The sequence below is a fragment of the Mucilaginibacter yixingensis genome (assembly GCF_041080815.1).
GTDB lineage: Bacteria > Bacteroidota > Bacteroidia > Sphingobacteriales > Sphingobacteriaceae > Mucilaginibacter > Mucilaginibacter yixingensis.
This window is the reverse complement of record NZ_CP160205.1, coordinates 457,962-472,271: the sequence shown is the minus strand read 5'-3', so window position 1 is coordinate 472,271 and position 14,310 is coordinate 457,962. Positions and strand designations below refer to the sequence as shown.

The 14,310-nt window shown below is 46.0% G+C and carries 14 protein-coding genes; 7 read left to right on the top strand and 7 right to left on the bottom strand.

The features are described 5' to 3' along the window. Window positions 1-145: 145 nt before the first annotated feature. Window positions 146-1,306, bottom strand: coding sequence for a FecR family protein (locus tag ABZR88_RS02100; RefSeq protein ID WP_170113622.1), 1,161 nt, complete (start codon window positions 1,304-1,306; stop codon window positions 146-148). 189 nt (window positions 1,307-1,495) lie between these two features. Here ABZR88_RS02100 and ABZR88_RS02095 point away from each other — a divergent pair, with 189 nt between their 5' ends. Then, a complete protein-coding gene (locus ABZR88_RS02095) occupies window positions 1,496-2,056 on the top strand; it encodes an RNA polymerase sigma factor (protein ID WP_170113623.1) in 561 nt (186 codons plus the stop codon). 164 nt (window positions 2,057-2,220) lie between these two features. Here ABZR88_RS02095 and ABZR88_RS02090 read toward each other — a convergent pair whose 3' ends face one another. Then, window positions 2,221-2,943 (bottom strand): hypothetical protein, encoded by a 723-nt coding sequence (locus ABZR88_RS02090; protein WP_107829046.1) that lies wholly within the window; start codon window positions 2,941-2,943, stop codon window positions 2,221-2,223. Window positions 2,944-3,140: 197 nt separating this feature from the next. On the opposite strand from ABZR88_RS02090, the gene ABZR88_RS02085 reads away from it, so the two are divergent. The 6 genes from ABZR88_RS02085 (at window position 3,141) to ABZR88_RS02060 (ending at window position 9,150) form a co-directional block, all read left to right on the top strand. Further along, the gene (locus ABZR88_RS02085; protein ID WP_146166549.1) at window positions 3,141-4,814 is read left to right on the top strand and encodes an amidohydrolase; all 1,674 of its coding nucleotides are present in this window, start codon (window positions 3,141-3,143) and stop codon (window positions 4,812-4,814) included. 218 nt (window positions 4,815-5,032) lie between these two features. After that, window positions 5,033-5,653, top strand: a complete 621-nt coding sequence (locus tag ABZR88_RS02080; RefSeq protein ID WP_107829048.1) for a PAS domain-containing protein — start codon at window positions 5,033-5,035, stop codon at window positions 5,651-5,653. Continuing rightward, on the top strand, window positions 5,590-6,921 hold the full coding sequence (locus tag ABZR88_RS02075) for an ATP-binding protein (protein WP_107829049.1): 1,332 nt from the start codon (window positions 5,590-5,592) through the stop codon (window positions 6,919-6,921). The genes ABZR88_RS02080 and ABZR88_RS02075 overlap by 64 nt, the downstream gene beginning before the upstream one ends. Before the next feature lie 268 nt (window positions 6,922-7,189). Next, window positions 7,190-8,068, top strand: coding sequence for an ABC transporter permease (locus ABZR88_RS02070; protein ID WP_107829050.1), 879 nt, complete (start codon window positions 7,190-7,192; stop codon window positions 8,066-8,068). Between the two features lie 3 nt (window positions 8,069-8,071). After that, on the top strand, window positions 8,072-8,341 hold the full coding sequence (locus ABZR88_RS02065; protein WP_107829051.1) for a DUF3098 domain-containing protein: 270 nt from the start codon (window positions 8,072-8,074) through the stop codon (window positions 8,339-8,341). 2 nt (window positions 8,342-8,343) lie between these two features. Beyond that, complete coding sequence (locus tag ABZR88_RS02060) at window positions 8,344-9,150, top strand: undecaprenyl-diphosphate phosphatase (RefSeq protein ID WP_107829052.1); 807 nt, start codon at window positions 8,344-8,346, stop codon at window positions 9,148-9,150. Between the two features lie 345 nt (window positions 9,151-9,495). On the opposite strand, the gene lepB is transcribed toward ABZR88_RS02060, so the two are convergent. Genes lepB through ABZR88_RS02035 form a run of 5 tightly spaced genes read right to left on the bottom strand, consistent with a single transcriptional unit; the run spans window position 9,496 to window position 14,128 of the window. Then, entirely contained in the window at window positions 9,496-10,947 is a 1,452-nt protein-coding gene (lepB, locus tag ABZR88_RS02055; RefSeq protein WP_245917059.1) for a signal peptidase I, read from the bottom strand. Window positions 10,948-10,967: 20 nt separating this feature from the next. Beyond that, window positions 10,968-11,717, bottom strand: coding sequence for a 4-hydroxy-tetrahydrodipicolinate reductase (dapB, locus tag ABZR88_RS02050; protein ID WP_107829054.1), 750 nt, complete (start codon window positions 11,715-11,717; stop codon window positions 10,968-10,970). Continuing rightward, window positions 11,714-12,406: a DUF5683 domain-containing protein gene (locus ABZR88_RS02045; RefSeq protein ID WP_107829055.1), complete on the bottom strand. Its 693-nt coding sequence runs from the start codon at window positions 12,404-12,406 to the stop codon at window positions 11,714-11,716. The genes dapB and ABZR88_RS02045 overlap by 4 nt, the downstream gene beginning before the upstream one ends. Further along, the gene (locus tag ABZR88_RS02040; RefSeq protein WP_107829056.1) at window positions 12,407-13,321 is read right to left on the bottom strand and encodes a ParB/RepB/Spo0J family partition protein; all 915 of its coding nucleotides are present in this window, start codon (window positions 13,319-13,321) and stop codon (window positions 12,407-12,409) included. Window positions 13,322-13,324: 3 nt separating this feature from the next. Continuing rightward, complete coding sequence (locus ABZR88_RS02035; RefSeq protein ID WP_107829057.1) at window positions 13,325-14,128, bottom strand: ParA family protein; 804 nt, start codon at window positions 14,126-14,128, stop codon at window positions 13,325-13,327. Window positions 14,129-14,310: the final 182 nt, after the last annotated feature.

The following is a 14,310-nucleotide window of genomic DNA, read 5'->3' as shown; positions in this document are numbered from 1 at the left end:
AGGCCGATCATCGGGGGGTCTTGGCGGGCTCCCTGACTTTTTAGGGGACGTTTATAATTGGTTTTCTAAATACTTGTTCCACTGCCCTATCTCACCTGCAATCGATTGCAGATTAATAGCAACAGTTAATTTAAAATAATGTGTATCAGTTTGATACGATAATCCTCCTTTCTTTTACGTCAAAATGCAAGTTGCTTATTAAAGCAAAGTTCTTTAACAGTTCGTTCAGATTAGATGAGCGCGAGAACGTACCACCAAACCTTACCGGTTTGTTAATCTGGTAGTTCACATCCACATCATACCAACGGCTCACCAGTTTCATAATGCTGCGGATATCCTGGTTATCAAAAATAAAGTAGCCGTTCTTCCAGGCTATCACCTCATCAACCTTGGCATTGCTAATGGCTATGGCGCCGTTACCTTTATAAATATCAGCCTGTTTGCCCGGTACCAACAGTTTGCTCTGGCCCGAAACGCTATTGGCAATACTCACGCTGCCCTGTAGCAACGTGGTCGACATTTTTTCTTCATCGGCATAAGCCTTAATATTAAAGTGGGTACCCAGTACGGTAACCGTTTGGCTACCGGTACTCACTTTAAACGGCATGCTGGCGTTGTGCGCCACCTCAAAATAAGCCTCGCCGGTTAACATCACCCTACGCTCTTTACCCTGAAACTGTACCGGGAAACGCAAACTGGTCTCGGCATTGAGCCATACTTTGGTGCCATCTGGCAATTCCAACTCATACTGCCCCGCGCGCGGGATGGTGATGTTGTTCCACGCCAGCGTGTCTTTAGCAGCGGCTTTCTGATTACCGGCCATCTGGTAGATTATTTTACCGCCTGAGGTGCTATGAATAACCACGCCCTGCTGTTGGGCTAATTGCCCCGGACGGGTATCATCCAGATCTATCTTACGGCCATCAGCCAGGGTAAGGAACGCCTTGTTTTTACCGGGCTGTCCGGCTGGTGCTTTTACCTGAGCAACAGTATTGGTTTGAGGTATTTGCTTGTTAGTTTTAAACAGGAAATAACCCGATATCAGTGCTATAACTACCGATGCAGCTACCCAACCAGAATATGCAAAGCGCGACCGCTTTTTATTTTGCTGTAGTTTTTGCTGAAAGTTTTGATACAGCGTATCGGTTAGCTGCTCCTCTCCCCCCTGCTCATTTACCCAGGCTTCAAAGTCTGGTTTGCCGCCTTTCAGGTTATGATACCAGTTGTCCAGCTCGGCCTGCTCATCGGGCGAACAAATGCCGTTGTGGTATTGATCTAATAAATAATCCAGGCGATCTTGGTTCATAGCTGGTGGTAAAATAGGGTCACGAAAAACGGGTTTATATCGGTATTTGATAGTAAGACGCGGCTCGGGTAACATTGCCGTTACTCTAAATGAAAAAAAATTTACATTTGCCCTGTGGATGTCTTAATTTCGTAGAACCAACTAATTATAAACATTATTAAGCTTGTAACAGATCATAGTGATGCGGCCTTGTTGCTGCGATGGTCTGAGGGCGATGATGGCGCGTTTAATGCGATCTATCATAAATACGCCCTCAAATTACTTGCTATTGCCCTTGATAAAACCCGCGACCGCGTTATGGCCGAGGAGATTGTGCAGGATGCCTTTATTGCCTTTCATAAATTGCAAACACAGGCAACAAGCATCAACTCGGTATTTGCTTTCTTATACATCGTTGTAAAAAACAAAATTCTGGATACGCACCGCCAAAGCAGCACCTATAAGCGATACCAGGAAGATTTTGGTCATTATTTTAACGATGTAGATAACTCTACCCAGGCCCTTATTGAAACCCGCGACCTGGAGCGCCTGCTGAGCGACGAGATTGCCAAGCTGCCGCCGCAATGCCGCAGGGTGTTGGAGATGAAACAACAAGGTGCCATGAACAAAGAGATTGCCCAGGGCCTCAACATTTCAGAAAACACGGTAGAGCAGCATGTGCGCAAAGCCCTGCGTTTGCTGCGCGTTGCCTTTGTTAATCATGATGTGTTAACGGTAAGCGCTATTTTTTATTTATTGCTGAAGCGATAAAACTTCGGCTACGCTCACCCACTAAAACCAACACGCCCTATTTTGCGTATTTATTATTAAATCGACTATTCTGGAAATAATACATAAGTAAAACAGCAAAAGCCAGGCAATGCCTGGCTTTTGTATTATAGATTTATCTGAAAGCTTTTAGAATAGTACTCTCTTTAAAGTTTAGCATCCGTTTTCTTAACAATCTTAGGCAGATCACCAGGTAATTCGTCCATCAGCTCTGCCAGGGCGCTTTGGCACATCGGCATCACTTTATCTGCCGACATTACCGGAACACCGCCTACCATCGGGCTCTGGCTTTTTGATTTAGCTTCTTCTGATACGGCAAAAACTTTGTCGCCCGCTTTATTGTAAAGGGCAATGTTGGCTTTAGCAATAACCTTTACCACACCCATACCGCCGAAACCAATTTTGGTCAGTTTAAAATCAATATATACCACCATTACGCCATCGCACTGCTCAATCAGTTTAGCCAGCTGTTTCTCGCTGGCATGACCAGCTAGTGGGATGATGGTTTTATAACCATCATAAGGCGTAAGGTAATTGCTCAACTTAAGTACGCCGCTACCCTCGCCGTTTGCCGGGGTAAAGTTTTTGTAAACATCGCTACCGGTCACCTGATCTTCTGGCAGCAATTGGAACGGCAGATTTTTTGAATAGTTATTAAAAAATTGCTGGTGGAAGCCTTGCAGCAAAGGGGTCAGGTTAAACCGCGGGTCGTCGCTCAGTTTTACAGAGGCGGCGTAGGCGGCGGCGCCAAGTTCAGTTACATCAATTTGTTTGTTAATGTAAAAGGTAATTACCGCTACTTTTTTTTGGGCAAAAGCAGCCGGTGCCAGCATCAGGCCAAGCACCGCAAAAATTAAAAGTTTCTTCATGTGACAGGAATTTATCTATAGATATTTTTTGCGAAGATAAAGCCATCGGTCCGGATAAATATTTAGATAATATTAAAAAACACGCCGGTTGTGCGTTTTGCCGTGAGCCGGGTAAACCTATCTGTTAGCAAACCAAATCCAATTTTCATGAGCGGCAAATCAACGGCTAACAATTGCTTTAGAAATTGCCGGCCGATATGAAAAAGCTATTTACTTTAATAATTGCACTGCTCACCCTGCAGCTACAGTTACATGCCCAACAGGCTAACCTGATCTTAACCGGCGGCAACATCATCACCTTGAAACAAAAAGGCAGCCGCGCCCAGGCCATTGCCATGGCCGACGGTAAAATACTGGCTACCGGCACCGATGCCGAAGTGATGAAGTATGCTGGCAAGCAAACTAAAATCATCAAGCTTAACGGCAAAACGGTGGTACCTGGTTTTAATGATGTGCACCAGCACCCTGCTGCACTTTACCCCTTCGAGGCACCTTATGCATCGTTAGAACTGGATACAGTAAGCTCCATGAAAAACCTGATCGCTCTGATTAAACGCAAAGCGGCCATTACTCCTAAAGGCATGCTTATCCGTGGCGTGGGATATAACGAGACTGCACTAGGCGGCCAGCCTATTCGCGATAGCCTGGATAAAGCCACTACAGATCACCCGGTGCTGATCAGTCACGTAAGCGGGCATCTTTCTGCCGCCAACTCTTACCTGATGGATCGGGCGGGCATTACTGATACTACTAAAGATCCGGCTGGCGGTCTGTTTGAACGCTACCAGGGCACTAACAAACCCGATGGCATTTGTAAAGAATCTGCCGCAGGTTACCTGCATCGCGCTAAGATCACTACCCCGCCGCAGCCAACACCCGAGGAGGAGATGAACGGCTATCGCCTGTATTTTAACAAAGTACTGGCCAGCGGCGTTACCAGTATTGGCGATGCACATACTTCGCCAGACAGGGTGGAGATTTACCGCAAACTGGTGGCAGAGCATTTCCCTATTCGTGTAAACGCCATCATTTGGTGGGAATATTTGGACCAGGTGCTGAGTGGCAAGATCCCTCGTACAGAGACTGACTACCTGCGCATTGCATCGGTAAAAGTAATCCACGGCAACTCGCTAAGCGGCAAAACCTGTTGGCTGAACGAGCCTTATGACATGATTAACCCGGTTACCGGTAAGCGCGATTATTATGGCATTCCGCCAGCCCGCAGTCAGGCCGCACTGGATAGCTTGTTTGCCAAAATCCACAATTTTGGCTGGCAGATTGCCTGCCACTCCAATGGCGACCGCGAGATTGATATGGTTATTTCGGCTATTGAAAAAGCGCAAAAGGCAAACCCGCGTCCAGACCCGCGTCATCGTATTGAACATTGCAGCCTGACAACACAGAAGATAATGGACAACATTAAGAAAGACGGTATTATCCCGGTGTTCCATTGTTATATGTATGAGCTGGGCGAGAAAATGCTGGTTTACGGTCCCGATAGATTAAAAATGCTGCACCCAACTAAAACCGCGCAGGATATGGGCATTGTTTACGCGCTGCACTCAGATGCGCCAATTTCGCCCTACCAGGCCATGCCGCGCCTGGGCAGCGCCGTTACCCGCAAAACCAAAGAGGGCGTGGTAGTTGGTGCCAACCAATGTATTGATGCCGAGGATGCCATTAAGGCCTATACCTACGGCGGCGCTTACACCACTTTTGAAGAAAAGAAAAAAGGCAGTTTGCTACCCGGCTACCTTGCAGATATGGTGGTACTGGATGCAGACCCAACCAAAATTGATCCGGACCAGATCCGTAACATTAAAGTAAATACTACCATTGTTGGTGGTAGCGTGGTGTATCAGGCGAAGTAAAAAGCGTCTACAATCTTGTCATTTCCGAACAGGCGTTGGATTGCGCGATAGCGTGAGGTCGAAATGACAACGATCTATATAAAAAGTTGCAGCTCCAATCCGCTGCAACTTTTTTCATTTTATAACCTTTCCCATAAATTTCCGCTCCCCATAAACTTAACCGCCGTAAATCTGTTTAGCCATTATTGTATCTTCACTCCTTCTTACTTTCTAATAACATGTCCGGATCCATCCGCCTCAACAGTGATGCGCTGCTTGCTATTCTCAATCTCTCTAAAGACGCCACGGCTATTTACACCGGTGCGGATATTGTAGTGCAGATGGCTAACGATGCCATGATTAGCTATTGGGGGAAAGACCGTTCTATTATTGGCAAACCCTTGCTGGAGGCCGTGCCCGAACTGGCAGGGCAGCCCTTTATTGGTCTGCTACAGGATGTTTGGCGCACCGGTAAAACCTACGAAGCCCGGGATACTTCTGCCGAGCTGAAGATTGATGGTAAATTAACAACCTTCTACTTTGATTTTGCTTACCGCGCCCTGCTTAATGAGCTCGGCGAAACCTATGCCATACTGCACACTACAACCGATGTGACCGAAAGTGTACAAAACCGCCATGCCCTTGAAGAAGTGCGCCGAGCCGAAGTTGCCCGTACCCGGGCCTTACGTGAGAGTGAATTGAACTTGCGACTGGTGATACAACAAGCCCCGGTGGCCATTGCCATCTCCGCGGGCCGCAATATATTACTGAGATTGCCAATCGTCACGCCCTTACGTTGTGGGGGCGTAGCGAGGATGAAGTGTTACACTTACCCATTTTGGAAGCCATGCCAGAGCTGAAAGCCCAGGGCATTGATGAGCTACTAAATGCCGTGTATCACGGCGGAGAAAAGTTTTATTTTACAGAGCGCCCGGTTGATTTGCGGCGTGGCGATCATCTGGAAACGCTTTATCTCAATTTCTCTTATGAACCGCTTTATGATGCCGATGGTGTTATTAACGGTTTTATTACTATTGGAACCGATGTAACCGAACAGGTAAATGCCCGCCTGGCCCTGGCCCGTACAGAAGAAATGCTGCGCTTTTCTGTGGACGCAGCCGGCGCCGCTACCTGGCACATGGATATAGCTACCCGCAGCTTTGTTTTTTCTGAAGGCATGAAGAGCCTTTATGGCTTTCGTGCGGAAGAAGAGGCCGGTTACGATGATTTGCTTGCCCGTGTGCCTGCTCCCTACCAACAAACATTAAAGGAGCAGGTAGAACAAACTATTGCAGACGGTAGCCCCTACCTGAATGAGCACCCGGTTAAAATGCCCGATGATCGTGAGCGCTGGGTACGCGCCATTGGCAAACGCTATCCAGGAGAAGGCAAATGGGGCGCCCACTTCTCTGGTTTGGTGATAGACATAACTGATGAAAAGCTAGAAGATATGCGCAAGAGCGGATTCATTGGCATGGCCAGCCATGAGTTGAAGACGCCATTAACCTCGTTAAGCGCCATTATACAGGTGGCCGGCTTGAAGCTAAAAGACAGTGAGGACGCATTTTTAAAAGGGGCCATGGAACGCGCTAACAACCAGGTAAAACGCATGACGGCCATGATTAACGGCTTTCTGAACATCTCGCGACTGGAATCGGGCAAACTCATTATCGATAAAGAGAACTTTGACCTGGAAGCATTGATGAGAGACATTGCCGACGAGATCTCGCTCACAGCAACCAATCATGAAATTGAGCTTGACTTGTGCGGTTACCTCGGCATCAGGGCAGATCGCGATAAGGTTGGCTCAGTGATATCAAACCTACTTAGTAATGCGGTAAAATACTCGCCTCCGGGTACCACCATCCGTGTAAAATGTGGCATCGAAGGCAAGTATGTACAAATCAGCGTGCGCGATGAAGGCATGGGCATTGATGCCATTGACATTAAACGTTTGTTTGACCGTTACTATCGCGTAGAATCCAGTCGCACCAAGCACATTTCTGGCTTTGGCATCGGGCTGTATCTCTGTTCAGAAATCATCAAACAACATGGCGGCAAAATCTGGGCCGAGAGCACGCTGGGCCAGGGATCAACCTTTTATTTTACGCTGCCGCTGATAGGGTAAAAAGTTAAAGCTAATTAAAGTCCTTACTATCATCCCGAACAGCGTGAGGGAGCTTTTCGATTATGCATCCTGGCGCGTATATCCTGCATGTCGCTCCGAAAAGATCTTTCCTTGGGTCGAGATGACAAGGGACAGAACAACAACACCACGCCAACCACGTTAATTAATGTTAAATCTGTTATCAAATCACGCCCCGTGGGAACGATTATCGCATTTATTATTTTACCTTTAGGCGTGGTTTCTTATTTTCGCAACCAGGAGGATCTTTATGGAAGAATTTGAGGAAAGCTCATCAGCAAAAAAAACCAAAACCATCTACATATCAACTGTATTTGGCATCTCGATGGTATTGCTGATGGTGGGCCTGCTGGGCCTTATTCTGGTGCATGCCAACAACTTATCTAAATACGTTAAAGAAAACATCGTACTGAACGTTTTTGTTGACGAAAGCGCACGCGATGCCGATGTGCAGCAACTGCAGCACCAGCTGGAAAACCACCCTTTTGTAAAGCAATCTACTTTTGTTACTAAAGAAGAAGCTGCCCGCAACCTGCAGAAAGATCTGGGCGAAGATTTTGTAAAGTTTTTGGGTTACAACCCACTGTCAGAATCACTGGATGTGTATCTGAAGGCCGAGTATGCCGATAACGAGCATATTGCCATGTTTAAAGCGCAGTTGCTTAAAAACCCTATTGTTAAGGAGATCAAATACCAGCAATCACTGGTAGATCAGATGAACCATAACCTGGCTGCTATTACGCTGATTATTTTGGCCTTTGCCGCTATATTTGTGGTGGTTTCTGTGGGGCTGATTAACAATACCATCCGCCTGGCTATTTACTCACAGCGTTTCATTATCAAATCTATGCAGTTGGTGGGGGCTACCCGCTCTTTCATCCGCAAACCGTTTATTTTATATGGTATATGGCATGGCCTGCTGGGCGCGCTGATAGCCATTATTATACTGATGGGTACGCTATACCTGGCCAATACCACCATACCAGAACTGGTGGTGCTACAAAATTATGCCGAGTTTGGCATGGTGTTTTTAATTGTTATTGGCCTGGGTATCCTGATATCTGGCCTGAGCACCTGGCTGGCCGTAAACAAATTCCTTCGTTCAAAAATCATTAGTTTATACAGATAAAACATGGCACTAAAAACTACGCCGTCATCCCCTATTAAGCGCAGTGGCGCTACCGCCGCCAACCCTGTACAGGAGCCCGTTAACCTACTTTATGATAAAGGCAACTACACCTGGCTGGGCATCAGCGTACTGGTGGTAGCCTTTGGCTTTGTGCTGATGAGCGGTAATACCGACATTTACAGCACTACAAAAATCGTCATTGCACCTATTTTGGTGCTGGCCGGCTTTGGTTTAGGCTTTTACGCGTTACTTAAAAAACCAGCCACCAAATAATCATGACTACTTTTCAAGCGATCATCCTCGCTATTATTGAGGGTTTGACCGAGTTTTTGCCTGTATCATCTACCGGGCATATGATCATAGCCAGCTCCCTGATGGGTATTGGCGAAGACAATTTTGTAAAGCTGTTTGAAATTGTGATCCAACTGGGCGCCATCCTTTCGGTGGTGATCCTGTACTTCAAACGCTTTTTCCGTTCGTTCGATTTTTATGTAAAGCTGGTGGTGGCCGTTATCCCGGCATTGATCTTTGGCGCTTTGTTTAACCACAAGATCAAAGAGATGATGGGTAACCCATTAATCCCCGCTACCACCTTTATTGTGGGTGGTGTTATCCTGTTGTTTGTTGACAAATGGTTTAACAAGGTAGAAGTTGAAGAAGAAAAGAATATCAACCTGCCAACCGCATTAAAAATCGGTTTCTTCCAGTGTTTGGCCATGATTCCGGGTGTATCACGTTCTGGTGCATCAATTGTAGGCGGTATGTCTATGAAGCTGAGCCGTAAGGCCGCTGCCGAATTCTCATTCTTCCTGGCGGTGCCTACCATGCTGGCAGCTACTGCTAAAGATATTTTAGACTACTATAAAGACGGTGGCTTTAAAGGCGCTAACCTGCACCAGGAAATCTCTCTGCTGCTGATTGGCAGTGCCGTAGCGTTTGTGGTGGCATTACTGGCTATCCGCTCGTTTATCACCTTCCTGGAGAAGAAAGGCTTCCAACTATTTGGTGTTTACCGTATCATCATCGGCGTGGTTATTATTGCGCTGTATTATTCTGGCCACTTAGGTGCGTTTAAGGGATAATTGATAAAGACTGGTAACTAGCGAATAAGAGATTATCATTTTATAAACGAGGCAGCTCAATGAGCCGCCTCGTTTTGTTTTATATCCAATGAGCCACCCTTTACCACGTCATTGCGAGGAACGAAGCAATCTCTGCATATGCTACTGGATGTGCATAACCGAATGTCCTGTACAGAGATTGCTTCGTTCCTCGCAATGACGTGATAGATAACAAACAGCATCCCGCGAGCATTTATCTGCAAGGGCAAGAGCCACAATTATGTGGCTCTACAGGATATGCAACAAAAAAAGGCTGCAGTTAACTGCAGCCTTTGCTATGCTTTAATCTTCGATCCCTAATTTTCTTCAATAAGCGTGTATCGGCATGAACAGCCTGCTCCATCTTATTTTGTGGATAAAGCTGGCGTTGTCATCCCAACTCATCCAAACAAAGAGGGCTTTACCTACGATGTGATCTTCTGGCACAAAACCCCAGTAACGCGAGTCGAGCGAGTCATGGCGGTTATCGCCCATCATCCAGTAGTAGTTCATTTTAAAGGTATAGGTATCAGCCTTAGCACCGTTTATGTAGAGTGTGTTTTTATCTTTCTGTTCTACCTTGTTACCTTCGTAAACTTTGATGGCGCGATAGTAGATTGGGATGGTCAAACTATCCAATTTAACGGTCCACCCTTTTTTTGGGATAATTACCGGACCATAATTATCAGCATTCCATTTGTAATGTTTTGGGTCTTGTGGAAAAGTCTGGTAATCAGCAACACCTTTAGGGGCTATAACCGGGTTAACTGCTTTTACATCCGGGTAAGTACGCAGCGTAGCGGCGGATGCTTTGGTCATGGTTGCCAGCGTATCACCTTCGTAAATACTGATATGCAGATCATCCAGCAACTTTGGGTTTAAGCCGTAAGCGGCAGCACTGGCATTAACTATAGTGTATTGAATTTGACTCTCGGGTGGGTTTTCGGCAGCCTTACCGTTTACAAAAACCTGCGAGTTAACAACCGAAAGCGTATCGCCCGGGGTACCCTGACAGCGTTTAATGTAGTTTTCGCGTTTGTCTACCGGTCGGTTAAATGGCGAGTCGGCTTCCATAGGGTAGTTAAATACTACTACGTCACCTTTTTTCACCTCGCTCAATCCTGGCAAACGGTAGTATGGTAACTCCAGGCCATCCCAATAAGCTTTGGTACCAATTAACGGCATGGTATGATGCGCAAACGGAAATGCAACAGGCGTCATTGGCGTGCGCGCGCCGTAGTTTACCTTGCTTACAAACAGGAAATCGCCCACCAGCAGCGAGCGTTCCATTGATGGCGTAGGAATAGTATAAGCCTCAATAAAGAATGTACGGATCAGCGTTGCGGCAACCACGGCAAAAATAATAGCCTCGGTCCACTCACGGCCCGATGATTTTTTAAGACTTAGTTTATGACGCTCTTTGAAAGAATCACTGGCAGCTTTACCCAGGTATTTGGTGTCTTTATCGGTCCCCCATTTGTAAAAGGCAATAAACGGGAACAGAATGGCGGCGGCCTGCTCACGAAGCCTGAACTTACCGAATGATTTTACAAAATCAGTAACAATGCTAATGATGGCCAGAATGTTTACCACCGGGACCAGCATCAGTATAAACCACCATTTGCGTTTACCACTCAGCTCCATCATCACCCAGGCATTATAGAGCGGAACAACGCCTTTCCAGCCAGCTTCGCCAGCCTTCTCAAACATTTTATAAAGACCAATAAACGGTATAATGACGTATAAAACGACGAAGAGCAGAATTACAACGTTGTTCACTTTGGGTAGCGGTTAATTGGTTACAGGCTAAAGTTAAACATATCTTTAACCGAGTAGAATCCTTTTTTGCCTTGCACCCACTCGGCAGCCAATACGGCGCCTAACGCAAAACCGTTACGGTTGTGCGCGGTATGCTTAAACTCAATGGTATCTACCTCAGAGTCATAAATTACAGTATGTGTGCCCGGTACGTTTTCTACCCGTAATGATTCAATCAATACCTGGTCTGGTTTTACCACCTCTTGTGCAGAAGCGCCGGCATCAACCAGCTCGTTTACCCATTCCTTTTTGTCTGCTAACCCATCAATAATGCCTTCGGCGATGGTAATAGCTGTACCACTTGGCGAATCGAGCTTTTGGGTATGATGAATTTCTTCTACCTGCACATCATAGTACGGATAGTTGTTCATCAGCTTAGCTAAAATTTTGTTAACGTGGAAAAACACGTTTACCCCAACGCTAAAGTTCGATGCATAAAGCAGGGTGTGGCCGCCGTCAACGCAATCATCTTTTATACGCTGCAAATGCCCGTACCAACCGGTGGTGCCAACAACAATAGGCACATTGGCTTTAAAACATGCGTCAATATGACCAAGTACGGTATCGGGGATGCTAAACTCAATGGCTACATCGGCCTTTTTCAGGTTTTCGGTAGTCAGTTCGTGCGCGTTATTTTCGTCTATTTTCAGTACGATCTCGTTTTTGCGATCTATGGCGATTTTTTCAATAATACGGCCCATTTTGCCGTAGCCTAACAATGCAATTTTCATCTTAGTGTAATGGTGAGTTTTATGGCAGGCGTAAAGGTATTAAAATTTGCCGCATAAACCGGACTGAGCGGATTATTCAACAAACCGCCGCTGATGTGAACATCGCTCAGGTTATTATCCATAGAATATGAGTGCTTGAACTTGGCAAACACATAAGCATCTATACAGTTAACGCCCCAGGAGAGCAGGAAGCCCAGGATACATAAATCGCGACTACGCAGTGAGTAATCTTTTTGATTGACGATAGATGCGTTAGGGTACTTGGCGTATTGTTGGATATAGTTATTATACTTGGCGTTGGTATAATTAGGATCTCGCTGGTATTTTGCTACCGCCAAAAAACCCTGGTAGTCTCGCTCGTTATACCAGATATAATATCCTAATGAACCTAAGGCACCATAAATAAGGGGAATTTTCCAATAATGATGATTATAGGCCTGTCCCCAACCCGGAATAATCAATGAGCGGATAACCGCCTTGTGCGGACTGTGCAGCGTATCTGGAATAATTATCTTATCCTTCTTAGAAAGCAGCCCGGGTTTAAATGGTTTAGACTGGAGCGAATCTGCCCTGTGGTTCAGGCTATCCGTCACTGTAGCTTTGGTACGCTTTAGCGTATCTGGCTTTTGTGCGGCGGCCGTGAGGGCCAGGCCTGCAATCAATATAAAAGTGAGCAGTAATTTAGTCATTTACCAATCCAGCATTTCAAGAATACGATTCAGGTCATCATCCGATAAAAACGGAATTTCGATAAGGCCGGAGCCTTTGCTACCCACTTTCAATTTAACTTTTGAGCTAAAGCGAGATGACAGATCGTCCTGAATTTTTTGTACCTGGTACGATAACGGCTCATTTAGTTTATTATTACCTTTTTTTGCCGAAGATGCGTTTTGCTGCACGTTACGCACCATCTCCTCTACCTTGCGCACAGATAAACCATCGCGGATAATCATCTGATGGATGTACAGCTGATCAGTCGGGCTTTCCAGACCAAGCAGCGCGCGGGCGTGCCCCATGGTAATAGCCCCATCGCGAATAGCCACCTGGATAGCCGGCGGCAGTTTTAACAAGCGCAGGTAGTTGGTTACGGTAGAGCGGTTTTTGCTTACGCGTTCGCCCAGTTCTTCCTGTTTCAGGTTCAGTTCATCAATCATCCGCTGAAAACTGAGCGCGGTCTCAATAGCGTTCAGGTTTTCGCGCTGGATATTTTCAATCAGCGCCATTTCCAGCATCTGCTGGTCATTAGCGGTGCGAATGTAGGCCGGAATATTTCTAACACCTGCCAGCTTAGAGGCACGCAAACGGCGTTCGCCAGATATCAACTGATATTTATTGCCGCTAATACGGCGCACGGTGATGGGTTGTATCAGCCCCTGCAGTTTAATAGAATCTGACAACTCCTGCAGCGCCTGCGGATCAAACTCTGTACGCGGCTGGAAAGGGTTAACCTCAATCTCGTCAATACTTATTTCATTAATAGCGCCCGGGCCATCTGTGGTTTGCACCTGCGGCGGGGTGGCTGTCCGATTATTGGTTACCTGAGGGGTGTCATCCAGTAACGCGCTTAATCCTTTTCCTAATGCTCTCTTTTTTTCTACGCTCATTTATTAAACTGTTGCTGTAGTGGCCTCGGCCTCGTCTCTTACCATACCATTTTTGCGTACAATCTCGCGCGCAAGGTTCAAATAGTTAATAGCGCCTTTGCAATTGGCATCGTGCATAATTACAGACATACCAAAGCTTGGGGCCTCGCTTAAACGGGTGTTACGCTGAATAATGGTTTCGAACACCAGATCTTCAAAATGCGTACGCACTTCTTCTACTACCTGGTTGCTCAGGCGCAAGCGCACATCATACATGGTCAATAAAATACCTTCAATATCCAGGTTGGTGTTCAAACGGGTTTGCACAATCTTGATGGTATTAAGCAATTTGCCCAAACCCTCTAACGCAAAATACTCGCACTGCACCGGTACAATTACCGAGTTAGCGGCAGTAAGCGCATTAATGGTAATTAAACCCAAAGATGGCGAACAGTCTATAATGATGAAATCATACTCGTTAATTACCTGATCAAGCACACCGCGCATTTTATATTCGCGGTCTGTCAGGTTAATCATCTCAATCTCGGCACCAACCAGGTCAATGTGGGCAGGCAGCAGGTCAAGATTTGGGGTTTCTGTTTTTTGAATAGCCTCGTGCGGGTCTGTACCATTAATAATGCACTCATAAATGCTGTTTTTAATAGTACGGGGGTCAAACCCGATACCCGAGGTAGAATTGGCCTGCGGATCTGCATCTACCAACAATGTTTTATACTCTAACACGGCTAAACTTGCCGCCAGGTTGATAGATGATGTGGTTTTACCCACTCCGCCTTTTTGATTGGCCAAAGCAATTATTTTACCCATTATATCTAATTAAATTATAATTGATGTCGATTAGTTATGAACGGAAAGCCAACATAAAAATTTTTACTTTCGTGAAGTTTTTACCGCGGGCTAAAGATACGAATTTAAACTATCCGACAATCCACAGGTTAGGGCTACTTACAAACAATTTACAGTTAAATAGAGAGGAGAAAGGGTAAAGG